General features: G+C 62.0%; 24 protein-coding genes. 13 read left to right on the top strand and 11 right to left on the bottom strand.

The genetic code is table 11. The features are described 5' to 3' along the window. The first annotated feature begins 33 nt into the window (after positions 1 to 33). Positions 34 to 1,167: an outer membrane protein assembly factor BamB family protein gene (locus ACZ5WW_RS22940; RefSeq protein ID WP_377163296.1), complete on the top strand. Its 1,134-nt coding sequence runs from the start codon at positions 34 to 36 to the stop codon at positions 1,165 to 1,167. Positions 1,168 to 1,181: 14 nt separating this feature from the next. Then, positions 1,182 to 1,601 (top strand): hypothetical protein, encoded by a 420-nt coding sequence (locus tag ACZ5WW_RS22935; protein WP_377163294.1) that lies wholly within the window; start codon positions 1,182 to 1,184, stop codon positions 1,599 to 1,601. A gap of 33 nt (positions 1,602 to 1,634) precedes the next feature. Here ACZ5WW_RS22935 and ACZ5WW_RS22930 read toward each other — a convergent pair whose 3' ends face one another. Next, positions 1,635 to 2,201 carry a cupin domain-containing protein gene (locus ACZ5WW_RS22930; protein WP_377163292.1) on the bottom strand — a complete coding sequence of 189 codons (567 nt, stop codon included), beginning with the start codon at positions 2,199 to 2,201 and terminating at the stop codon, positions 1,635 to 1,637. A 221-nt stretch (positions 2,202 to 2,422) separates the two neighbouring features. Between ACZ5WW_RS22930 and rsmD the strand changes: the two genes are divergently transcribed. Together rsmD and ACZ5WW_RS22920 are read left to right on the top strand one after the other, a co-directional pair. Then, on the top strand, positions 2,423 to 3,004 hold the full coding sequence (gene rsmD, locus ACZ5WW_RS22925) for a 16S rRNA (guanine(966)-N(2))-methyltransferase RsmD (RefSeq protein WP_377163290.1): 582 nt from the start codon (positions 2,423 to 2,425) through the stop codon (positions 3,002 to 3,004). Then, positions 2,985 to 4,310: a 3-deoxy-D-manno-octulosonic acid transferase gene (locus tag ACZ5WW_RS22920; RefSeq protein ID WP_377163288.1), complete on the top strand. Its 1,326-nt coding sequence runs from the start codon at positions 2,985 to 2,987 to the stop codon at positions 4,308 to 4,310. Before rsmD ends, ACZ5WW_RS22920 begins: the two co-directional genes overlap by 20 nt. Positions 4,311 to 4,379: 69 nt before the next feature. On the opposite strand, the gene ACZ5WW_RS22915 is transcribed toward ACZ5WW_RS22920, so the two are convergent. After that, positions 4,380 to 5,291, bottom strand: a complete 912-nt coding sequence (locus ACZ5WW_RS22915) for a nucleotidyltransferase family protein (RefSeq protein ID WP_377163286.1) — start codon at positions 5,289 to 5,291, stop codon at positions 4,380 to 4,382. Between the two features lie 150 nt (positions 5,292 to 5,441). Between ACZ5WW_RS22915 and ACZ5WW_RS22910 the strand changes: the two genes are divergently transcribed. Continuing rightward, on the top strand, positions 5,442 to 6,146 hold the full coding sequence (locus tag ACZ5WW_RS22910; RefSeq protein WP_377163284.1) for a zinc ribbon domain-containing protein: 705 nt from the start codon (positions 5,442 to 5,444) through the stop codon (positions 6,144 to 6,146). Positions 6,147 to 6,285: 139 nt separating this feature from the next. Then, positions 6,286 to 7,731, top strand: a complete 1,446-nt coding sequence (locus ACZ5WW_RS22905) for a hypothetical protein (RefSeq protein WP_464694189.1) — start codon at positions 6,286 to 6,288, stop codon at positions 7,729 to 7,731. An 81-nt stretch (positions 7,732 to 7,812) separates the two neighbouring features. Here the strand turns inward: ACZ5WW_RS22905 and ACZ5WW_RS22900 are convergent, their stop codons facing one another. The 6 genes from ACZ5WW_RS22900 to ACZ5WW_RS22875 all read right to left on the bottom strand — a co-directional run bounded on the left by ACZ5WW_RS22900 (position 7,813) and on the right by ACZ5WW_RS22875 (position 13,313). Continuing rightward, positions 7,813 to 8,340 carry a hypothetical protein gene (locus ACZ5WW_RS22900; RefSeq protein WP_377163280.1) on the bottom strand — a complete coding sequence of 176 codons (528 nt, stop codon included), beginning with the start codon at positions 8,338 to 8,340 and terminating at the stop codon, positions 7,813 to 7,815. Positions 8,341 to 8,468: 128 nt separating this feature from the next. Then, positions 8,469 to 9,323, bottom strand: coding sequence for a peptide chain release factor N(5)-glutamine methyltransferase (gene prmC / locus ACZ5WW_RS22895; protein ID WP_377163278.1), 855 nt, complete (start codon positions 9,321 to 9,323; stop codon positions 8,469 to 8,471). Positions 9,324 to 9,384: 61 nt separating this feature from the next. After that, the gene (locus ACZ5WW_RS22890; RefSeq protein ID WP_377163276.1) at positions 9,385 to 9,960 is read right to left on the bottom strand and encodes a 5-formyltetrahydrofolate cyclo-ligase; all 576 of its coding nucleotides are present in this window, start codon (positions 9,958 to 9,960) and stop codon (positions 9,385 to 9,387) included. A gap of 69 nt (positions 9,961 to 10,029) precedes the next feature. Then, positions 10,030 to 11,274 carry a 2-oxo acid dehydrogenase subunit E2 gene (locus ACZ5WW_RS22885; protein ID WP_377163274.1) on the bottom strand — a complete coding sequence of 415 codons (1,245 nt, stop codon included), beginning with the start codon at positions 11,272 to 11,274 and terminating at the stop codon, positions 10,030 to 10,032. A 30-nt stretch (positions 11,275 to 11,304) separates the two neighbouring features. Beyond that, the gene (locus ACZ5WW_RS22880) at positions 11,305 to 12,270 is read right to left on the bottom strand and encodes an alpha-ketoacid dehydrogenase subunit beta (RefSeq protein WP_377163272.1); all 966 of its coding nucleotides are present in this window, start codon (positions 12,268 to 12,270) and stop codon (positions 11,305 to 11,307) included. Further along, on the bottom strand, positions 12,267 to 13,313 hold the full coding sequence (locus ACZ5WW_RS22875; protein WP_377163270.1) for a thiamine pyrophosphate-dependent dehydrogenase E1 component subunit alpha: 1,047 nt from the start codon (positions 13,311 to 13,313) through the stop codon (positions 12,267 to 12,269). The genes ACZ5WW_RS22880 and ACZ5WW_RS22875 overlap by 4 nt, the downstream gene beginning before the upstream one ends. A 223-nt stretch (positions 13,314 to 13,536) precedes the next feature. Between ACZ5WW_RS22875 and ACZ5WW_RS22870 the strand changes: the two genes are divergently transcribed. Further along, entirely contained in the window at positions 13,537 to 14,103 is a 567-nt protein-coding gene (locus ACZ5WW_RS22870) for a hypothetical protein (RefSeq protein ID WP_377163268.1), read from the top strand. A 67-nt stretch (positions 14,104 to 14,170) separates the two neighbouring features. Then, the gene (rfaD, locus tag ACZ5WW_RS22865; RefSeq protein WP_377163266.1) at positions 14,171 to 15,181 is read left to right on the top strand and encodes an ADP-glyceromanno-heptose 6-epimerase; all 1,011 of its coding nucleotides are present in this window, start codon (positions 14,171 to 14,173) and stop codon (positions 15,179 to 15,181) included. A gap of 452 nt (positions 15,182 to 15,633) precedes the next feature. Here the strand turns inward: rfaD and ACZ5WW_RS22860 are convergent, their stop codons facing one another. Both ACZ5WW_RS22860 and ACZ5WW_RS22855 read right to left on the bottom strand, forming a co-directional pair. Then, on the bottom strand, positions 15,634 to 16,194 hold the full coding sequence (locus tag ACZ5WW_RS22860; protein ID WP_377163264.1) for a hypothetical protein: 561 nt from the start codon (positions 16,192 to 16,194) through the stop codon (positions 15,634 to 15,636). 3 nt (positions 16,195 to 16,197) lie between these two features. Further along, positions 16,198 to 17,076 (bottom strand): hypothetical protein, encoded by an 879-nt coding sequence (locus tag ACZ5WW_RS22855; protein WP_377163262.1) that lies wholly within the window; start codon positions 17,074 to 17,076, stop codon positions 16,198 to 16,200. A gap of 144 nt (positions 17,077 to 17,220) precedes the next feature. Here ACZ5WW_RS22855 and trpA point away from each other — a divergent pair, with 144 nt between their 5' ends. The 3 genes from trpA to dapA are packed head-to-tail and all read left to right on the top strand — an operon-like array spanning position 17,221 to position 19,806. Further along, on the top strand, positions 17,221 to 18,033 hold the full coding sequence (trpA, locus tag ACZ5WW_RS22850) for a tryptophan synthase subunit alpha (RefSeq protein ID WP_377163260.1): 813 nt from the start codon (positions 17,221 to 17,223) through the stop codon (positions 18,031 to 18,033). 49 nt (positions 18,034 to 18,082) lie between these two features. Beyond that, the gene (dapF, locus tag ACZ5WW_RS22845) at positions 18,083 to 18,895 is read left to right on the top strand and encodes a diaminopimelate epimerase (RefSeq protein WP_377163258.1); all 813 of its coding nucleotides are present in this window, start codon (positions 18,083 to 18,085) and stop codon (positions 18,893 to 18,895) included. 29 nt (positions 18,896 to 18,924) lie between these two features. After that, complete coding sequence (gene dapA, locus ACZ5WW_RS22840; protein ID WP_377163256.1) at positions 18,925 to 19,806, top strand: 4-hydroxy-tetrahydrodipicolinate synthase; 882 nt, start codon at positions 18,925 to 18,927, stop codon at positions 19,804 to 19,806. Positions 19,807 to 20,066: 260 nt separating this feature from the next. On the opposite strand, the gene ACZ5WW_RS22835 is transcribed toward dapA, so the two are convergent. Further along, positions 20,067 to 20,576, bottom strand: coding sequence for an HD domain-containing protein (locus tag ACZ5WW_RS22835; protein WP_377163254.1), 510 nt, complete (start codon positions 20,574 to 20,576; stop codon positions 20,067 to 20,069). 98 nt (positions 20,577 to 20,674) lie between these two features. Here ACZ5WW_RS22835 and ACZ5WW_RS22830 point away from each other — a divergent pair, with 98 nt between their 5' ends. Beyond that, positions 20,675 to 21,280, top strand: coding sequence for a hypothetical protein (locus ACZ5WW_RS22830; RefSeq protein WP_377163252.1), 606 nt, complete (start codon positions 20,675 to 20,677; stop codon positions 21,278 to 21,280). After that, positions 21,277 to 22,464, top strand: a complete 1,188-nt coding sequence (locus ACZ5WW_RS22825) for a molybdopterin molybdotransferase MoeA (protein WP_377163250.1) — start codon at positions 21,277 to 21,279, stop codon at positions 22,462 to 22,464. Before ACZ5WW_RS22830 ends, ACZ5WW_RS22825 begins: the two co-directional genes overlap by 4 nt. Positions 22,465 to 22,508 lie beyond the last annotated feature (44 nt).

The raw sequence follows: 22,508 nt of genomic DNA, 5'->3' as shown, positions 1-22,508 counted from the left end.
GCGCACACCATGCCAGTTTCACAGTCCAAACCCATGCGCGCAACGCTTTTCCTCAGCCTCCTCCTCTCCGCCGCCCTGCATGCCCAGCCTGCGGAATGGCCGGACTCCCGCGGCAACGCGGCCATGACGGGCGTCTCCCCCGTCGAACTGAAGTTCCCGCTGGAGCTCGCCTGGCAGTTCAAGCTCATGGACAAGCCCAAGGGGCAGGCGGAGATGCTCGTCTCCAGCGCCATCGTCCGCAGCGGCAAGGTCTATCTGGGCAGCAAGGACGGCAAATTTTTCTGCCTCGACCTCGCCACCGGCAAGGAAGTCTGGAAGGCCGAGGCCAAGGGGGCCTTTGACGGCGCCGCCGCCTTTGCGGGCGATCTCGTCGTCGTGGGCTGCCAGGATGGCTTTGTCTATGCCTGGAACGCCGACACCGGCAAGGAGGCCTGGAAATTTGAAACCCAGGCCGAAATCCACGCCGCCGCCAATGTCTGGACAGACCCCGCCACCAAGGCGCAAAAAATCATCATCGGCAGCTACGACTACTCCGTTTACTGCCTCGACGCCAAGACCGGCGCCAAGGACTGGGCCGCTGAAACCGGCTATTACATCAACGGCGGCTGCGCCATCGGCGACGGCAAGGTCGTCTTTGGCGGCTGCGACAGCGTGCTCCACGTGCATGATGTGAAGACCGGCAAGGAGGAGCGGCAGATCGAGGTGGGGGCCTACATCGGCAACAACGTCGCCATCGCAGACGGCGTCATCTATGTCAGCCATTATGGCAACCGAGTCGGTGCCTACCGCGTCGCCGACGGCATGAAGGTCTGGGAGTACGGCGAGCGCGAATTTGAATACTACGCAGCGCCCGCCATCTGGGAAAAGGGCGTCTATGTCGGCGGGCGGGACAAGCGCTTCCACGCCATCGACCGCGTCACCGGGGCGCAGCTCTGGGAATTCCGTGCGCGCGACCGCATCGACAGCAGCGCCGTCATCTGCGCCGGCAAGGTGGCTCTCTTCGGCAGCGACGACGGCTACCTCTACGCCCTCGACCTCAAGACCGGCAAGGAAGTCTGGCACAACGAGATCGGCGCGCCCGTGAAGACCTCGGCCGCCGTAGCCGGAAACCACGTCCTCTTTGGCGCGGATGACGGGGTGCTCTACGTGTTTAAGAATGGGAAGTGAGATTGGGAACCATCATGACCATCTTAAAGCTGTCTCTCGAAGAGTGCTCAATACGTCTCGATACTCCATTCGATCCTCCTGAGTCTTCCGTCAGCGACCAAGAGTTTGAGGAGGAGTATTATCGACTCTTCGACACTCTCGAGGGGTTCCTCGCTGCTCATGGAAAGAACGATGCCTATGGACAAGGCGACTACTATCTTGAACCAAACGTCATGCGCTCACGTGGCATGGGATTTGAAGTCGCCAACTCAGCTATCGTGACAATGGATTTTTTGCACGGCTTGCAAAAGCTTGTATCTGAGCGTGCCCCTGCATGGGAGATCTACTTTCGTTCGGACAACTTTGACTATGACGTCTTTATCAATCCTTCAGAGGTGAGGATCTACCGCGACAGCCCTGACTTACTGCCACAAGTAGGAAACAACAGTGCTTGAAACTCCCTTGTTCCAAGCGCGTTTCCATCAAGGTCACGCAAAGCTCAGCGCCTCCACGGCCGTCTCCATGTGGACCATGGCCCCGTAGCAGCCCAGGCCCGCCTTTGCCCCCAGCCCGAGGAGGTGACGCATTTTGCGCTTCAGGCGCCAGAAAAAGGAGCGGCGGATGGTGCGGTGAATGGCAAACTTCCTCACATAGTTGGTCACCGTCCAGTGCGTGGTCAGTCCGTCCGGGAAAAGCGCCGTGTCGCCGACGCGCAGCGTGTGGACCTTGCGCTCCGGAGTCTGCTCCTCGATCACCACCTCCCCCTCCAGGATCTGTATAATCTCGTCCAGCCCAAACACCCACTTGAACTTGCCCGCGCTGCATTCCCAGACTGCGCATGAAAGCGTCTGGTCAGGCGCGATCGCCAGCGTGGTGGCCCGGGCGATGGGGTTTCCCTCCAGAATCCAGTCGGGGTTGATGGGCGAAGGCTGGAGATCTTGATTCAAAATCGAGCCCGTCTGGATGCGCGCCGAGTCGCTGGACAGTCGGCGGGCGGCAGAGCTGGCGGAGTTGCTGTCAATGAATCCGAGGGGGGATTTGAATGCATTTTCCATATTTTCTGTCTTTATAATCAATAGCCAAATTGCCTATTGTCGAGAAAACTTGTGTAGCGAAATTCTGACACACCCAATGGGCTATATCTTTATTCGCGTTAAAGCATGCCCTAGGCACCGCCAGAGCACGCCGCTTTGCCCCCTGCCCCGCGCATGACTTGTGCGGTCCTCCAGTTGCAGCCCCTCCTTGCATCCCCGCAACCCACCGCTAAAGGAACTGGGTGCGTATCATTTCTGGCAGCGCGGGAGGGCTCGCTCTCGAAGTCCCCAAAACCGTCACACGGCCCACGCAGGACCGTGTGAGGCAGGCTGTGTTTTCGATGCTCGGGGAGCTCGTGCCCGGTGCCCATGTGCTGGATTTGTTTGCCGGCACAGGAGCTCTGGGCCTCGAATGCCTGAGCCGGGGCGCGGCCTCCGCCATGCTGGTGGACGAAAACAAAGGCGCCTGCGAAGTCATCCGCAGAAACATCGCCAAAACCCGCCTCACCGGTGCCACCGTGCGCCACAGCGATGTCTTCCGGCTGCTGCCCCTGCTGCAAAAGGATGGGAAGCAGTTTGACCTGATCTTTGCGGACCCGCCCTACACGCACAGCGACGAGGACACCGACTTCATCGCCAAACTCCTGGCCGAAGAGGCGCTGCCTGCGCTGCTGCATGCAGACAGCCACCTCATTCTGGAAAGTCACCACTTCAACCGCGAAACCAAACACTGGCCCGGATGGGAGGTGCTGACGGACCGCCACTACGGCTCCACCCGCATCGTCTGGCTGCGCAAAATCCCGCATGGCATCGAAAGCGCTTAGCCTCACCCTGTACAATCTACTGCTGCCGCTGGGGCTCGTGCTGATGCTTCCCGGCGCCATCATCAAGATGCGCCGCCGCAACGGCCGCTGGCAGGACCTTGCCCAGCGCCTCGGCTTCCTGCCGCGCGAGGTCAGGACCGCCATCGATGCCCTGCCCCAGCGCGAGCGCTTCTGGGTGCATGCCGTGAGCGTGGGAGAGGTGGGCGTGGCCAAAAAGCTCATCAGCCGCCTGCTCAAAACGGACGCACATCTTGGAATCGTCCTCAGCACCACCACCCCGACCGGCTACGCGCTGGCCGCAGAGCTGGCGGCGCAGCACGCCGGGCGCATGGTGGCCATCTACAGCCCCATCGACCTGCCCGGTGTCGGCAGGCTCATGCTGGAGAGCATCCAGCCCACGCAGCTCGTGCTCGTGGAGGCCGAGGTGTGGCCCAACCTGACCGCCAGCGCCACCCGCCTGGGCATTCCCGTTTCCCTCGTCAATGCGCGCCTCTCCCCGCGCAGCGCACGCCGTTACCAGAAGTTTCGCGCACTCATCGGCCCCGTCTTTGGCATGCTGAAGCAGGTGCTGGTGCAGGAGCCGGAAGATGTGGCACGCTGGCAGGGCTTTGGAGTCGGGGCAGGCCACATCCACCTCACCGGCAGCATCAAGTATGACCCCGAAGGCTCGGTCGTTCCTGCCATCAAAATCGAGGAACTGCATTCGGTGCGCGCTCTCGCCGGCATTGCCGAAGCACAGCCCACGCTGCTGGCCGCCAGCACCCATGCGGGTGAAGAAGTCGAACTCGCCCGCGTCTTCCTGCGCCTGCGCGCCCACATTCCCCAGCTCGCACTCCTCATCGTGCCACGGCATGTGGAGCGCCGTACCGAGATCTGCGCGGAGCTGCAAGGCATCGGCATCTCCCCTGCCCTGCGCAGCGTGCCCAACTCGCGCGTGGATGCCAGTGCGCCTGTCTTGCTGATCGACACCACGGGCGAACTCGCCGCGTGGCAGCATCTGGCGACGCTGGTGGTCGTGGGCAAAAGCTTCCTCGCGGAAGGCGGCCAAAACCCCGCCGAGGCCGCGCTGGCGCAGAAGCCCGTGCTTTTTGGGCCGCACATGGAGAACTTCACGCCGCTGGTGGACCTGCTGCTTAAGCACGGCGGCGCGCAGCAGGTGGCTGACTTCGCTGAGCTGGAGTCTGCCTGCCGCACCCTGCTGCAAAAAGCAGACAAAGCCGCCCTCATGGCCAAGGCAGGCCACGACGCCCTCAGAACCCACGAAGGCGCGACGATGCGCAGCGTGGAGCGGCTGCTCGGAAAGTAATCCGGAGCTTCAGCCCGTTTTGGGAGCGATCAGACCTCCCCGAACGAGCCAAAGCTCATCGCTGCTTTCTCAGCCCCACAGAGACTGCGGGTACTCGCCTGCATCCACCAGCGCACGGATGCTGGCCACCACCTCCGCCTTGTCTTCAGGATAGGTGACGCCGAACCACTTGCCCGTCGTCTCCAGCACACGCACGTCCGCCTTGCCAGCCGCGATCAGGGCATCCACCTGCGCAGGCACGTAGCACTCGGATTTCTGCTCGTGGCCGCGCTCCTTCAGGAAGGCGGTGAAGGCCGCGCGCAGATGCGCAAAGATGTCCGGCGTGAAGCCGAAGAAGTTCATGGAAACCACTTCCTCTCCCGTCAGCGGCACATAGGCGCCCTCCACCTCGCGGTTTTCCGCGCCGGTGTCGCATTTGAAAATCTTGGTCATCTCCAGCACCGTGCTCAGCATGCCGTGGGAATCGCAGGTGCACACGCCGCGGGAGACACTGCCGTGGTCGGAAAGCGTGTTTTTCAAATAGAAGCCCACCATGGACCAGTGGCTCTTGCCATCCTGCGGGCGCGGCTGCACCAGATCTGCGGCGATCTTTTTGTACGCATCCTGGCCGTAGAAGTCGTCCGCATTGATCATGAGGAAGGGCTCGTTCACCACTTTCTCCGCGGAGAGCAGCGCGTGGGCGGTGCCCCAGGGCTTGGTGCGGCCCTCGGGCACGGTGAACCCGGAAGGCAGGTCGTTGATGTCCTGAAACGCGTACTCCACCTCGATGCGGCCGGCGTACTTGGAACCGATCTGCGTGCGGAAAAGCTCCTCAAAGTCGCGGCGGATGACAAAGACCACCTTGCCAAATCCGGCGCGGATCGCATCAAACACGGAGTAGTCCAGCACCACCTCCCCGGATGGCCCCATGGCGTCGAGTTGTTTGAGGCCGCCGTAACGGCTGCCCATGCCGGCAGCAAGGATGAGGAGTGTGGGTTTCATCAAATGAATGTGGAAATGGAGTGAGGGCGCGCATCTTTTCGTCGGGCGGCTGTCAGGTCAAGACGAAGTGCTGAGCTCAAGACACGCGCCGAACCTCCCAACAGAGCACTTGTGCTCTTCCGCCGTTTCGGCTTACATCCACAAAAACACATGCTTCAAGACATCACGAAACTTATTCAGCTTCAGGAACGTGACCAGCGCATTCGTGCCCTGCAAAAAGACCTCAAGGACATCCCGACGCTGCAAGCACGTGCCAAAATGCAGCTGGCTGGAGACCAGGCCGCCGTGGATGCCGCGAATCAGGCCGTGAAGGAGGTCGAGGTGAAGATCAAAAACATCCAGCTCGATGTCCAGACGCGCCAGAACAGCATCAAGCGCATGCAGGACCAGCAGTTCGAAACGCGCAAGAACGACGAATTCGCCGCCCTGGGTCATGAAATCAAACGCTACCAGGACGATGTGACCAAGCTGGAAGATGGCGAGCTGGAGCAGATGGAGGCGCTGGAAGCCGCCAAGTCAAAGCTGAAGGATGCCCAGGCCAAGCTGGCCGGCACACAGACCCGCGTGAACGAGGAGCTCAAGGCGCTCGATGAACGCGGCGTGGGCGTGAAAAAGCGCCTCGACGATCTCAACGCCGAACGCGCCACCATGGCCGCTCCCATCGATCCTGACGCGCTGGACCTCTACACACGCATCTTCAACAAAAAGGGAGACGCCGCCATCGTGCCCATGGAGAACTCCATGTGCGGCGGCTGCCACATGAAGGCCGTCGTCGGAGTCATCCAGTCCCTGAAGCAGTCCGAAAAGCTGACTCAGTGCGAGAGCTGCGGACGCATTCTCTATCTGGTGGAGTAACGCTGAAAGCGTGGCCGGGCACGGCTGCGCCCGGCACGAAAGGCATGCCCGGAGCTGAAGCAGGAGCGCGGCGCATTCGTCGCTGTCTTCATCTCCTGACTCCTTGACCGCAGCATCATTGAAAGGTCTTTTCTCCCACATGACCTTTGCCATCGAGTCCTTCCACTTTCACGTGCTGCCCATGCACACGCGGTTCCCGTTCAAGTACGGCATCGCCAGCATGAATGCGCTGCCTCATCTTTTCGTGACGGTGAACCTGGTGGTGGATGGCAAGGCGGTGAGCGGGCTCGCCAGCGAAGGCCTGCCGCCGAAGTGGTTCACCAAGAATCCGGACACTCCCTTCGAGCTGGATCTGGCCGAGATGATCGCCGTCATCCAAAACGCCTCGCGCATCGCACGCCTGGCCGCGGAAAAGCCCACGGGCTTCTTTGGCTGGTGGCAGAACCTGTACGCAGAGCAGAGCCAGTGGGCAAAGGTCAGGGAACAGCCCGCGCTGCTGGCCAATCTGGGCGTGAGCCTCATCGAGCGCTCCGTGCTCGACGGTCTGTGCAAAGCACTGGGTCAGCCCCTGCATGCCGTGCTGCGCTCCGATGTGCTTGGCATTGATCTCGGAGCCGTGCGCGAAGAGCTGTGCGGCATGCGTGTGGCCGATGCCATGGCCCCCGCGCCCCTGTCTCACGTCAGCGCACGCCACACCGTGGGCCTTGGAGACCCCCTCAGCGCCGCCGATGGCGCGCTGGATGATGGCCTGCCCTACACGCTGGAGGAAAACATCCGCGCGTACGGCCTGCGCTATTTCAAGATCAAGGTCTGCGGCAAACCCGACCAGGACCTGCCACGCTTGCGCGAGATCACCCGCGTCATCACTGCCAACTGCCCCTCCGGCTTCCACGCCACGCTGGATGGCAACGAGCAGTTCTACGATCTGGCCTCCTTCCGCGACTTCTACGCCACGCTGCGGGCAGATGCCGCACTGGCGCCGCTGTTTCAGAACCTCATCCTCATCGAGCAGCCGCTGCACCGCTCCCAGGCGCTAAACGAAGATGTCGCCGCCACGCTCAGCACCTGGACCGAAGGCCCGGGGATGATCATTGATGAAAGCGACGCCTCCCTGGCCGATCTGCCTCGTGCGCTGGATCTCGGCTATCGCGGCACCAGCCACAAAAACTGCAAAGGCGTCGTCAAAGGCCTGGCCAATGCCGCGCTGCTCAAAAAGCGCAGCCCCGCCATTCGTGGCGGCCCCATCCTCAGCGGCGAAGACCTCGCCAACGTCGGCCCCGTGGCCCTGCTGCAGGATCTCAGCGTCATGGCCCTGCTCGGAGTGACGCACGTGGAGCGCAACGGCCACCACTACTTCCGCGGCCTCAGCATGCACTCCGCCGCCACGCAGGAGGCCGTGCTCGCCACCCACGCCGGCCTCTACCGCCGCCATCCCGCAGGCTTTCCCACGCTCCAGATCGAGAACGGCAGGCTCGATGTTTCCACCGTCAACTCAGCCCCCTTCGGCTGCGGCATCGCCTTGGATGTGTCCCCGTTCGAACCGCTCAACACCTGGATCAAACGCGGCGGTATGGGCGAGTTGTAAGTCTGGAGGCAGAAGCACCGGCCTGTCTGCAAACTTGCTTCAGCAATGGCCGGCACTCAATCCTGCCTGTGCTCAGACGCGCTATCCTGGCTCACTTTCCAGCTCAAGAAAATCCGGACTGGCTTCCTCCGCTGCAGCAAAATAGTCCTTCAGGTGGCGGCGGTCCGCCTCCATATGGCAGCCGCGCCCCAGCAACTGAAGCAGACGCAGACGCACAGTCTGCCACAAGCTCACCGGCACCGGCAGAATGGGAATGCCGGCATTTTTCACGACGCCCACAGCACGGTCATCCCACAAGGCGAGCATCTTGTGGTCTTTGCGGTTGGTGATTTCAAGCTGCGGCAGTCCATGCCGGATGCACCACTGATGAATCCTGTCCTCATCCTGAAGGTTGCCAGCACGCGCTGTGAATATTTTGACCGTCCGGCCTGTTTTGATCCAATACTTCACCCGCTTGAGCATAGGCGAAACGGGAACGCCGATGTGATGAGAGGGTGCGGCGGGGTCAGACCTGGCCAGCGTGCCGTCCAGGTCCACACCTATCCAGCCCCTTCTGGGATAATTGGGATGTTGCAGCAACTCCTGGTCAAGCCTTTGAATATTCAGCATTGCTTATACGATAACCCACTATACCCACCCCCATGTGATGAATCTTGATTCATTTGCTGCAGCCGGATGTTAGGTTTGTCGCAACCGTGCGTCACAGCCACGTGTTGCGGGCAGAATGGCCCCGGCCGCTATGCCTCAGCAGCCTGGCTTGCGGGTGCCACAGCAAACACAAAGCGGTGTATCCCCGCCAGATCCGCCGCCGTGCTGGCATTCAGATAGCCCAGCTCCGTGCATCTCGCCGCCACCGGCGCGCCTTGATCATGCCCCACTTCCAGAGCGATGAGCGCACCGGCATTCAGATGCGGCAGAGCCTCATTGAGAAAACGCTCCACGATGCGAAGGCCATCGGGGCCGCCATCAAGTGCGAGGATGGGATCTCGCTGCACCTCGGCACTGAGCGTGGGGATCTCGGCGGTGGGGATGTAGGGCAGATTGGCGGCGACGAGATCAAAACTGCCGGTGATCTTTTCAAAGAGATCGCTGCGCAGAAACTTCACGTTGCAGCCCAGGCGCGAGGCATTGAGCCGGGCGAGGTCCAGCGCGTCTTCGCTGATGTCTGCCAGCACCACCTCGCTCAGCGGCCAGGCTTTGGCGAGGCTGAGGCCGATGCAGCCTGAGCCGGTGGCCATGTCCAGCACACGCGCGGGCGCGGCGGGGCATTTTTTGAGGATGAGTTCCACCAGCGTCTCCGTCTCGGGGCGCGGGATCAGGGCGCGGTGGTCGCTGACAAATTCATGGCCGCAAAACTCCACCGTGCCGAGCAGATGCTGCAGCGGCTCCCCTTCCCCGCGACGGCGCAGGAGATCGCGCAGCTTGACCAGTTCGGTCTCAGGCACAGACTCGCCAAAGCGCAGATAAAGGTCGAGCCGGCGGCATCCCAGGACATGCGCCAGCAGGTGCTCCATGTTCAGCCGGGCCTCCTCGATCTTGCGCTTCTCCAGGTAGGCGGTGCCGGACTGGACGATTTCGAGGATGAGCTTCATGGAGAGGGTGTGGAACGGATGCGCTGGCACAAACGGCACAGGCCGCCGCGCTGCGCACTAATCAAGACGCCACGGCCTCGATCAAGCCGGATTCCGTGATGATTTGCGGCACCCGCTGGTCATGGGCCTCACACGGGATGTCTTCGATGATCTGCGCCTCAAACGCCACGGCGAGACGTCTCGCACGGCACTGCGACTGCGCCAGCAGACGGTCGTAATAACCGCCGCCACGCCCCAGACGCGCGCCCGTGCGCGTGAAGGCCAGACCGGGCACCAGAATGACATCCAGCTCCGCCACCGGCACCGGAGCGCAGTGCACCTGCGGCTCCCACACATTCATCGTGCCACGTTTCAGATCATCGACCGAGTGCACCACACGAGGCTGCAGCTCGTGTTTCTCGATATGGAAGAAGCACACGCGCACGCCGCGCTCCAGCAAACGGGGCAGCAGATGCGTCACGAGGTCAGGCTCATTGCGCAGCCCGCCAAAGAGCGCCCAGGTCTGCGCTGCGGCACCGCTCCCGCAGTGTGTGAGGATGTGTGCGGCGATCTTCGCACTCGCGGCGTCACGCATCTCCTCGTCCAGCGCCCGCAGGCGTTCGCGCAGGGTCTGGCGCAGCATGGCTTTGTCTTGCATGGCTGGGGTAAATGGATGCGCTGTGGCTCGCGGGAGCGCTGATCGACAGACAGGAGTGTCTGTCGCACCTTAAAGAAGCTCGGGCTTCTGCAGCAGCTCGGCCACGCGCTTGAGCAGGCGCCCGGCACCGCCGCCATCCAGCACGCGGTGGTCAAAGCTCAGCGTCAGCTCGGCTTCGGTCACGGGGATGAACTGGTTCACCTCCTCGCTCCAGTGCGGCACCTTGCTGCCAGCACCGAGGCCCAGCACGAGGTTCTGCTCCGGCAGCGGGATAGGGGTGGCCCACACGATGCCAAAGGTGCCGAAGTTGGTCACCGTGGCGATGCCGGGGCGTTTCACGTCATTGGGCAGGCGGCGGGCGCGTGCCTGCTCCACCAGCTTGTTGTAGGTGGGCACCAGCTTGATGAGCGGGGTCTTCTCCACCTCGCGCAGCGTTGGCACCATCACACCGTCTTCCACCTCCACAGCGAAGCCGATGTCGATGGCCAGCGGGTGCACGATGCGGTTGCCCACCAGACGCCCGGCAAACGCGGTGTTTTCAGAGAGGGCGATGGCCAGCGCGCGGATGACATAAAGCGCGGGGCCGGGCTTGGGGTCGGCTTTTCTGCGGTGTGCCAGCATGGCGTCCAGCATGATGGGGCTGCCCACGGTGGCGAGCGGGCGCGTCCAACTGCGGCGCATGGAGTCCGCCACAGCGATGCGCATGGGGGAGGCAGGCGTCATGCGGTGCTGCTCCAGCCCGCGCAGGAAGGACTCAAAGTCCTCCACCGTCACACGGCCGCCAGCTCCCGTGCCGGGCACGCCGGCGAGGTCGGACGAGTTAAGCCCCAGCTCAGCCATGCGGGCCCGCATGCGCGGCGAAATGTAGGAGGCTCCGGCGGCACCCGCAGGCACCGGCAGGCCGCCCACCACCGGCTCCACGGTGGGCTGGCGGGTGGAGATGACGTCGTTGTCGCTGATCTTGAAGTGAAGGTTTTCCACCTCATCGGAGCCTCCGCCTGAGCGGTCGTGGCTGGGGGCTTCGGCCTTGGCAGACGGCTCGTCGCTGAGGCCCAGCAGCTGGGCGTCCTCGGCGCTGATCTCAAAGGCCGCCAGCGTCGAGCCAACGGCATAGCTGGTCTTTGGCGTGGCCACGATCTGGCCCACCTTGCCGGCACACGGGGCCGTCACGGCCATGGTGGCCTTGTTGGTCTCGACTTCAAAGAGATCGCAGCCGGCCTCGACCACCCGGCCAGGCTCGACCAAGATGCGAATGATGGTGGCTTCGGCGATGGACTCGCCAAGCTGAGGCATCAAAATGGGGATGGTACGCATGACAGGATGCTGAAAACGGAAAGCAGGAAGTTAATTGCGCAGCAGACGGCGGAGCGCCGCGGCAATGGTGGAGGTGGTGGGTCGATGCGACTTCCAGAGATTCGGATGGTATGGAATCGGAGTGTCCTTGGAGTTCAGCCGCATGGGCGGTGCGTCGAGCAGATGGAAACCGTCCGTGGTGACGCGGGCGATGATTTCCGCCGTGACTCCGCCCCAGGGGAAGGCCTCGCCCAAGGCCAGCAGACGCCCGGTCCGCGCGACGGAGGCGAGGATCGTGTCCGTGTCCATGGGCTTCACCGAACGGAGATCGACGACTTCGATCTGATAGCCGTCCAGCTGGAGTTCCTCGGCGGCACGCAGCGCCTCATGCACCATGGCGCTGTAGGTCACGATGGTGGCATGCCGCCCGGGGCGGGCGATGCGCGCCTTGCCGATGGGCAGCTCGCGATCCCCGATGCGCTCAGCCTTGAGGTGGTAGTAGAGGAACTTGTGCTCGCAAAAAATGACCGGGTCGTCCAGCTTCACGCTGTCCAGCAGCATCCAGTAGGCGTCTTCCACGGTGGCCGGAGTCACGATGACCAGCCCGGGGTAATGCGCGTAGAGGGCCTCCATGGACTGGCTGTGAAACGGGCCGCTGCCGGCCGTGCCACCGGAGGGCATGCGGATGGTGATGGGGCACGGCACGTTGGTGCGCCAGTAGAGAGTGGCAGCCTGGTTGACGATCTGATTGAAGCCGATGGAGGAGAAATCGGCAAACTGCATCTCAATGATGGGCCGTGCGCCCTCCACGGCTGCGCCTACCGCCATGCCCACCATCGCGTCCTCGCTGATGGGGGCGTCAAACACACGATTGGGAAACTCCTTGCTGAGGTTCTTCGTGGCCTTGAATGCGCCGCCGAAGGTGGCGATGTCCTGGCCGTAGAGGAAGACGGAGGGGTCGTCACGCAGAGCCTCATACTGGGCCTCACGAATGGCTTCGAGATAAGTGATGCTCATGCCTCGTGCTGTCCCTCCACCAGCTCAGCGCAAGACAGTGCCTGCCAGTTTTCTTTAAAGGGGTCAGGTGCGGGTTCTTTGGACACTTTGGAAACGGTTTGATCGACGTTACGACGCACTTCCTCATGCAGCTCACGCAGGTCTGAGGAGGACATCCAGCCATGGTCACGGGCGAAGTTTTCCGCCACCTGCAGGCAGTCACGCGCCGCAGCTGCCTGACGCTTGGTGTCAGGAATGTAGGAGGCGTCATCGTGCTCCCCGTGCCCCGAAAGGCGCAGCAGCGTACCCACGATCATCTGCGGGCCGCCTCCGGCGCGCGCCCTGGCAGCAGCCGCCCGGAAGGCCTTGAGACAGGAGGCGAGATCCGTGGCGTCCACCGTCACGCCCTCGACCCCATACCCTGCCGCACGATCCACCAGGTTTTCACACGCATACTGGCGGGTGTTGGGCGTGGAGTAGGCATACTGGTTGTTCGCGATGCTCACGATGATGGGCAGCTTTTCCACCGCCGCCATGTTCAGGCCTTCGTGAAAGGCACCCGTGGAGGTGCCGCCATCGCCAATGCTGGTGGCACCGATGCTGTCTGCCAGAGTGCCGGCCAGCCGACGGGCGAAAAGCCCCCCGGCCACCACTGAAAGCAGACTGCCCAGGTGGCTGATCATGGCCATGTGCCCTTCTTTCGGCCTGCCGCGGTGAATGTTGCCATCCCGGCCACGCATGGGGCCGGTGACCGCCCCCAGGTAAGTACGTACGGTATCGATGATGGGCTCACCAAAGGCGATGCGTCCGGCCTGGTCACGAATGAGCGGGCCATAGATGTCCCGGCCTTTGCGCAGCTGGATGCCCAGCGCCGCACTGAAGGCCTCCTGCCCTTTTCCCAGATATACCCCTCCTACGATGCGCCCACCTGCCCGGTAAAGCGAACCAAGCTTCTCCTCCAGCACTCTGGCGAGCAGCATGTGCTGGAAGGTAAGTAGAAATTGATCGCGAAAATCGGCCGTCAGGTCGATTTCAGCGCAGTTGATCGATGAAGCGAGTGCCACGAGGTATACTTGGTATCTACGGCAACAGTTTCGTCAATAGCGCGGCGGCAAGTAATCCGCTAGTCTGGCAGAAATTTCAGCGCACATGGCACTCGTCCCGCTATGCCTCTAAATGACTTTTTAAGATTTTAAGTGACAAATGCAGGACAATTTGAATAAAATATTTGAAATTATAATAATTGAGTGCATTTTTGATAAACATATCCTAAATTTTTAGAAAACCATGGAATCGCTCAACGCCACTGCTGCTGCTGATCCCGCTTTCTCAGGCTTCCAGCTGCAAAGCTACGGAAGCCTGCTGCTGCCGGACCATCCCATCCGCTTTGGGTTTCAGGTGGACATCGTTCCCGACAACTGCCCCACGAGCATTCTTTTTGGCCTTGTCAGCCGCGATCCAGTCAACGGCGGCCAGGCCGCCAGGACCAAGGGCTTCGCCGTGCGGGTGGACCTGGAAATGCGTGAAGTCTGGGACGCCCTGAACGGCAGCGGTCTTGTCGGCTGGGTGGAGCATCCCAAAGGTCTTGCAGGGTTCACCGATGAAGAACCCCTCCTCCTCGGATGGGAGATCGAATATCACGGCAGCGCCTTGATTCCCAAGCTCATCGTGGCAGACCAGCAGTGGCTCTACCCGGCCATCCAGTGCCCCAACCCCATCATCATGGAAACCGTGATCGGCTGGCAGGGCCAGTGGGACCGCGATCCCCGCAGCACCTTCCTGCACCCCGCCCTCTGGCGCGAGCAGCTCCCTGTGTTCCATACCCCGCAGCAGCCCGAGGCCATGGCGGCGTAGCGATGGCAGGCAGCTATCTCAAGCTCCGGCTTGAATCCCGCTGTTTTCCCCGTTACCAGACGGGCTCATGAAAAACACGGAAAGTCGCATCCTCATCACCGGCGGAGCCGGATTCATCGGCAGCGCCCTCGTCTGGGAGCTCAACCGCCGGGGCTGCGAAAACATCGTGGTATGCGACCGCCTCAGCACCGACGAGAAGTGGAAAAACCTCGTCCCGCTGAAATTTGCCGACTACATCGACGGCAACGACCTCCTGCACGCCGTGGTAAACAGCCCCGCCAAGCTGGGCCGCTTTGACCACATCCTGCACCTCGGGGCCTGCTCCGCCACCACCGAGCGGGACGCCGACTACCTCATGCGGAACAACTACGAGTTCACCAAGCAGCTCTGCCAGTGGTCGCTCGCCACCCAAGCCCGCTTTGTCTATGCCTCCTCCGCCGCCACCTACGGGGACGGAGCCCACGGCATGGACGACCAGATGCCCGACATCCACGCCCTGCGCCCGCTGAACATGTACGGGTACTCCAAGCACCTCTTTGACCTGCACGCCAAGCGCGAAGGCTGGCTGCCGCATATCGTAGGCCTCAAGTACTTCAACGTCTATGGCCCCAACGAAGACCACAAGGCCGACATGCGCAGCCTCGTGCACAAGGCCTGCGGCCAGATCCTCGCCACCGGAAAGGTGCAGCTCTTTAAATCCCACCGCCCCGACTACAAGCACGGCGAGCAGATGCGCGACTTCCTTTACGTGAAGGACGCCATCCGCATGACCCTCCACCTGGCCGAAACCCCGAGCGCCGGCGGCCTCTTCAACCTCGGCTCCGGCCAAGCTCACACCTGGATCGAACTCGCCACCGCCATCTTCACCGCCCTCGGCAAGGAGCCCAACATCGAGTTCATCGACATGCCCGAGCACCTGCAGTCGAAGTACCAGTACTACACCTGCGCCGACATCGCCAAACTCCGCGGGTCAGGGTTCCAGACGGAAATCACGCCGCTGGCCGAAGCGGTGCGGGATTACGTGCAGGGGTATCTGGTGCCGGATAAGCGATTGGGGGATGAGGTGGGGGCAGGGTGAAGTGACTCAACGACTTACGACCCAAGCAAAGCGATCCGAAACACGAGTCGTGAGAAAGCAACCAGAGCGCGATGCTTGGATTCGTTTCGAGGCATGGCGGAGCACCTGCTTCACCGTCACACTCTCAAAGTCCCTTCCATGTGCTGTTGTACTTACCGCAGCGACAATTCGTCTGCCAAACTTCTGGACCGAGCGCCCTTATCTCAAGCAAACCACCGCAGACGTGACAACAAATGGTCGTGACTCTGCCATCTCGCTTAAACTCGCCGAATGCATCGTCACACATCTTCATAATTAGACTTACCTCGTCCTCGGACATCTTGTTCATGTGGTAGATTAACTTGATGGCTGACGTTCAGGCTCAGTGTGCATGGCACAGGCTCCGAAATCAGGGATAGAATGTGAGGAGGCCATCATACACCATGAACACACTTGAGGGCAGTCGAATTCCTTCATGGCCTGATGGCTGAAAGCCGAAACTGGTCGGCATGAGCGGGAAGAATGTCCTCCAACTGCTCGGTAAAACGATGATACCAAGCAGCAACAGCCTCACAGCCTTTCGGTGACTCACACCACCAGCTGAACTCAAACGTCTGGCTAAAACTCTGCCTTCGAAAGCCGTAAGTAACTCCGTCGATACCGAAGCAGGATGCAGCATCAAATGCCGGCACCGAAAGCGAAGACAATTCCTCCAAGGCGGATGAGACCAAACCGGGCGGACATAGCGCATCTGCTCCGTAAGTCGTTGGCAGCTTAATAGTCAATCCACATGACTTCGCCTGATAGTCCGCAATGAAATCCCAACGCACCCGCCTCACCATGAAGGCCGCGTCCGGCTGCTGGAAAAGAGTCCAGCTCATCATCGGGCGAAACGAGGGCATGACGTAAAGCTGAAGAATAAAGTTCCGTGCATCCTGCGGCTGAAGGGACGGATAGCCGGAGGGATCGCAAAGCCATTCCACAGCTTGGCGCTCGTCCGGTCTCGTGTAGATCTGTTTCAGTTTTTCCAGCATGGGTCAACTTGGTAAGTGGCGTGGCGCACCTTGTCTGGCCGCACTCTTTTGGGTCCACACCCACTTGCGGCAATGCGGACATTTTTCATAGCGCTTATCTCCGAAGTTGACGGCCATCGGTGAAGGCTCGAAGTCGGTGCCACACTCTGGGCAGTGGCGGATGCCATAGAGGAGACGCCAGGGAAACGAGCGGCCCGTGGTATAGCGGGCGAGCAAGGCCAGCGCTCCCACCAAGAGCACCACCAGCCACAATCCCACGATCCCCCCCCAGGTCGTCCGGCCCAGGCCGCCCACATTCCACGCCATGAGGCTGATCGGAAAGTTCGCCGCCCAATGCGCGACCATGGCTCCGCCCAGCCCGAGCCATAGGCTGCGGCGCAATTGGGAAAGCGTGATGGCCGCGAAAGCGCTGTGAAACACGCAGGTCATCAGCCGCTCATTCACGTAGCCGCCAAACTGATAGAACGGCAGCTTGGCCAGAGCGGGCTGGTGGGACACACGCTCGGCGATGAACCACATCTCCCCCAGCGCAAAACCGAGTCCGATGGCGAGGGCGTAGCGGGTGAAATTCTCAGGCCGCACATCCCGCAGGATCGCTGGAATCAGCAGCACCAGCAGCTTCGCAGGCTCCTCCGTCAGCGGCGCGTACAGCGTCACCAGCCATTGATACGCCATGGACTTCCGCGTCAGCCATCCGGCCAGCCAGTGATCCAGCGGCAGGCGCACACAGTAGAAAGCCAGCGGCTGCAGCGGCAGACAGATCAACACCGCCGCCAGCAGCAGCCAGCCATTGGCAGGCTTGGGCAGCTTATGAATGAGCACGCCAAAAACCGCGATGGCGATCAGGTTGGTCAGAATGGCGGCGATGTAGATTCCGGGCATTTTGGATGTTTATTTGAGAAACTGACCGAGCCCAAGCTCAGCCACCACTGTCTGAGGGGCAAGAGCGACTGTGCCATCCGGCCCTCTCTCCGACTCACTCCAATATTCGACAACAGCTAGTTTGCATGCTAAACACCCCTCCCCATGTCTGCCACCACCAACCGTCTTGACGCCCGTTTTGCCCAGCTTCGTGCCCAGAAGAAGAAGGCCTTCGTCGCCTATGTCTGTGCGGGGGATCCCACGCTGGAGGCCACCATCGACATCGTGCTGGGGCTGGAGCGTGCCGGGGTGGACGTGGTGGAGCTGGGCGTGCCCTTCTCCGATCCGCTGGCGGACGGTATCGTGAACCAGATGGCGGCGGACCGCGCGCTGAAGGCCGGGGCATCCACGCCCAAGGTGCTGGAGATGATCCGCCAGCTGCGCACCAAGTCGCAGATCCCCCTGGTGCTTTTCACCTACCTGAACCCCGTCTATGCCTATGGCTACGAGCGCTTCCACATCGATGCCGCTGCAGCAGGAGCGGACGGCGTGCTGGTGCTGGACCTGCCGCCGGATGAGGCCGCGCAGAATGCCGAGCTGAAGCCCACGCCGGACCTGCGGCACATCCAGCTCATCGCCCCCACCTCCCCCGCGGACCGCATCGCCAGCATCGCAAAATCGGCGGAAGGGTTTGTTTATTACGTCAGCCGCCTCGGCGTCACCGGCGCGCAGGCGGAGATCGCCACAGGCATCGCCGAGCAGGTGGCGATGATCAAAGCCGCAACGGATGTGCCGGTGTGCGTGGGCTTTGGCGTGTCAAATCCCGCCCAGGCAGCCGAGATCGCCAGCAAAGCCGATGGCGTCGTGGTGGGCAGCGCCATCGTAAAACTCATTGAGCAAAACGGCGCCAGCGCCGACTGCGCCGCGAAGGTGGAAGCCTTCGTCAAACCTCTGGTGGACGCCGTCCACGCGCTCTGATCCGCCGCTTTTCCATTCCGTATTCCCCATTCCCAATCGCCTCCCGACCATGACTCTCACCTTCACCAAAATGAACGGCGCCGGCAATGACTTCGTCATGCTGGACAATCGCGACCTGAGCCTCAAGCTGACCAAGGAGCAGATCGAAAAGCTCTGTGACCGCCATCGCGGCATCGGTGCGGACGGCCTGCTCTGCGTGGAGCCCGCCACGGCGGACGGCGACTTCAAGATGCGCTACTACAATGCCGACGGCGGCGAAGCCGAGATGTGCGGCAACGGCGCGCGCTGCTTTGGCCGCTTCGTGAATCACCTGCATGGCGACAAGCTGACCAAGATCCGTTTTGAGACCCTGGCCGGCATCATATCCGCCGAGTTTGAGGGCAGCCAGGTGCGCATCAACATGAGCGCCCCGCACAATCTCAAGCTGTCCCAGCACCTGGAAGTGGCCGGCGCCGGACTGACCGTGCACAGCGTCAACACCGGCGTGCCGCATGCCGTGGTGATGGTGGACGACCTGGAAACCGTGCCCGTGCGCGAGTGGGGCGCCGCCCTGCGCTACCATGAAGCCTTCAAGCCCAAGGGAACAAACGCCAACTTCTCCAAAGTCGTGGCCCCAGGCAGCATCGCCATCCGCACGTATGAGCGCGGTGTGGAGGATGAGACCCTGGCCTGCGGCACCGGCATGGTGGCCTGCGCTCTGATCTATCACGAGCTGACCGGCGAGCCCGGCCCCATCAGCGTCCTCGTCAAAGGGGGCGACACCCTCAAGGTGGGCTTCGAAGAGCCCAACAAGAGCGAATACACCAATGTGACGCTCTTTGGACCCGCAGATTTCGTTTTCCAAGGCACAGTTCAACTCTAAGGTATCCGCCCTTTCCCCTTACCGCTCCCATGTTCGCAGGAACCCACACCGCCATCGTCACCCCTTTTCGCAACGGCCAGATTGACGAAGCCGCGCTCAAATCGCTGATCGACTTCCAGTTCGACAATGGTGTCACGGGCGTCGTGCCCTGCGGCACCACGGGCGAGTCCCCCACACTGGACCACGAAGAGCACTCCCGCGTGGTGAAGCTGACGGTCGAGTTTGCCAAGGGCCGCGGCGTGGTCATGGCAGGCACGGGCTCCAATTCCACCCGCGAGGCCATCGAGCTGACGCAGGAGGCCGAGGCCGCAGGTGCCACCGCCTCCCTGCAGGTCGCGCCTTATTACAACAAGCCCACCCCTGAGGGCCTGTATCAGCATTTCAAGGCCATCGCCGACAACACCAAGCTGCCGCTCATGCTTTACAGCATCCCCGGCCGCTGCGGCATCGAGATCGGTCTGGATGTGCTCGTGCGTCTGGCAGAAAACTGCCCTAACATCCGGTCCATCAAGGAAGCCGGTGGCAACCCCGAGCGCGTGAGCCAGATGAAGCAGCTCCTGCCTGCCGACTTTGAAATCATGTCCGGCGACGACGGCCTGACCCTGCCCTTCATGTCTGTGGGCGGCGTGGGCATCGTCAGCGTGGCCTCCAATCTGATTCCAAAGCCCATCAGCGAGATGGTGCAACTGGCGCTCAAGGGCGACTACGCCAGCGCGCTGAAGATTCACACCAAGTACTACCCGCTCTTTGCCGCCTTCCTGAAGCTGGCCACCAACCCCATCCCGATCAAGACCGCCATGGCCCTCGCCGGCCACTGCACCGACGAGCTGCGCCTGCCGCTCGTGGGCATGGAGAAGGAGAAAGTCGCCGAGCTGACCGCCACGCTGAAGAAGCTGGGGATCATCGGATAAGGCTTTACGACGGCAGCCTCTGCATGGGGGTCCGCACAGTCTTCTGTGTGGTTCGTGCTACCCAGCATTCGCTTCCACTCAAACCTCCGCTTGCCCTGCCAGCTCAAGCCTCCACTCAAACCTCCGCTTGCCCTGCCAGCTCAAGCCGTAAGGCATGCGCTAGAGTGGAGCACTGGATTCTGCACAGGGCTTCTTGGCTTGTGAATTATGGAGCTAGCGTGCTGCACAGAGGACTGTGCGGACCACTATGGGGGCAGCCATCAGTCCGTATCTGCCAGATACGGCTCGGCCAAGTGCAGCCACGGATGGATCACGCCATGGTCGGCGATCTCCTTGCCAAAGACCGTGCTCATGAAACGCGCACTCGGGATCATGCCCACACGCCCGAGGTCCAGCCGGTCGGCATCCCAGCAGGTGCCGATGGTGGGATCCTCATGGTGCACACCTTCCGTGTGCCAGATGCATGCCTGACGAAAGAGCTCGTAGTCCTCATCAGGCAGATCAAAAAAGCGGTCGCGAAAGGTGTCCGCAAAATCCGCCCCGCGTTTCCCGTGGCCGGGGTCCCAGCCCTCGTTCTCGCGACGGCTGTCGTGAAACAGCGCAAACAAGCGCACCACATGGATCTTGGCCCCCGTCTTCGCGGCAAGGATGCAGCCGTTGCGCTCCACCCGCCGCCAGTGGTCGGGCCCGTGTGCTGAATAGGGATCTCGGTGGTGCGGCACCTGGGCCACGGCCAGCCACAGGCGGTGAAAGTCGATGGAATCGGGCATGCGACATCTTTTACCAGCACACAGGCTTTGGGCGCCAGTCTAAATGACCAGCCTCGCTGCAGGCTGGACATGCAGCTGCGAATGCGCATCAGTAGTGCATGAAATTTCTGCGTCATCTGTGCCTTCCATTGCTGCTGGGGCTGTCCAGTTGCACCTACCTCGAAAAGAAGTTTGGCGGCTTTTCGTCCGGGTCCGATGATCCCGAGGACAAGCGCGTCGGCGAGGCCAAGGTGATCGGGGTGATCGAGCTGGTGAACCCGGAGCAGAACTACGTGCTCATCAATTGTGAGCACCGGGTGGACATCCCGGCAGGGACCGAGATCATCTCCCAAGGCCTCAATGGCACCGATGCAAAGCTCAAAGTAACCCCGGAGCGCAAAGGCAACTACATCACAGCAGACATCACCCAGGGCACGCCTCAGCTGCGCGATCTGGTGATCTATCAGATCAAACGCGACGCGCCTCCGCCGCCCCCAGTCGCGACTGCAGGAGGAGCCGTCGTTCCCATGACGCCCGTCATGCAGGCGGACGTGATTCCACCGCTGGACACACCTTTTCAGCCCATGGCCCCGATCAAGGCGGCCCCCACGCCTGTGCAGCCTCCGCTGCGGCAGCCGCAGCCCATGGTGCCGCAGCCCACCGCCCCACCCCAGGCAGAAGAACCTGCGGCGGACCTGAGCAAACTGCCGCCTGTGATCCGATGATCTCTGAAGACGAAGCGCTCGCACGTGTGCTGGCAGCAGTGAAGCCGCTTCCGGCTGAGACGCAGCCCCTCCAGGGCGCGCTGAATCGCTATGCCGCCCAGGAGGCGACCGCCACGGTGCCGATCCCTGCCTTTGATCAGTCTGCGATGGACGGCTATGCCGTGGTCGCGTCTGAGAGCTCGGAGTTGCAGCCCCTGCGTGTGACGGGTGAGCAGGCCGCCGGGCTGAATGCCGGACTGCACCTGAAAAAAGGCTGCGCCATACGCATTTTCACCGGGGCACCGGTTCCCACAGGAGCCGATGCCGTCATCATGCAGGAGGATGTGCGGCGCGAGGGCGACTTCATCGTCTGCACCGATCCTGTCACCGCAGGAGAAAACATCCGGCGTGCCGGGGAGGATCTTTGCCAGGGCCAGTTTGTGCTGCGCAAGGGAGAGCCGGTCACGCCCGGACGCATGGCTTTGCTGGCCTCTCAGGGCCTTGATCGCATCTCCGTGCATGCGATGCCACGCGTGGCGGTGCTTAGCACCGGGGACGAACTGGTCCCCCCTGGCGCGGGCCCGCTGCAGCCCGGGCAGATTTACAATACCAACGGCCTCATGCTGCACGGCATGCTGGCGCAGCTGGGCATACCCACCAGCACTCTGGCCCATTGCCGGGATGACTTGAGCAGCACCGCTGAAACTCTGCAGGACCTGCTGAAAAAGCACGAGGTCGTGCTGATCAGCGGTGGTGTGTCCGTCGGAGATCACGATCAGATCAAACCCGCGCTGAAAGGGCTCGGCATTGAGCCTGACGTGTGGCGTGTGAAGGTGAAGCCGGGCAAGCCATTCCTGTTTGCACAAGGCTCCTCTGCGTATGTCTTCGGCCTGCCGGGCAACCCGGTGTCATCCTTCGTCACATTCCTGCTCTTTGTGCGTCCTGCCCTGCTCAAAATGATGGGAGCAGCGGAGGACCGGCTCAGGCCACGCCTGCTCCCGGCCACCTGCGGAGCCGCGCTCTCAAACCCAGGCGACCGGCCCCACTATCTGCGCGGCACGCTCAGTCAGGGCCAGTTCATGCCGCTGGGCCTGCAGCAGAGCCACGCGCTGCTCTCCCTGAGCCGTGCTGATGCGCTGCTGCGGCTGGAGGCAGGGCAGCACCTGCAGGCGGGAGACGCCGCCAAAGTGTGGTTGCTGGATTGATTGGTTGCGCACTCCGCACGGCCATCCATTCTGCCCGCCATCCC

The sequence above is a fragment of the Prosthecobacter fluviatilis genome (genome assembly GCF_055388355.1).
The sequence above is the reverse complement of the archived record's forward strand: the minus strand, read 5'-3'. Positions and strand labels throughout refer to the sequence as shown.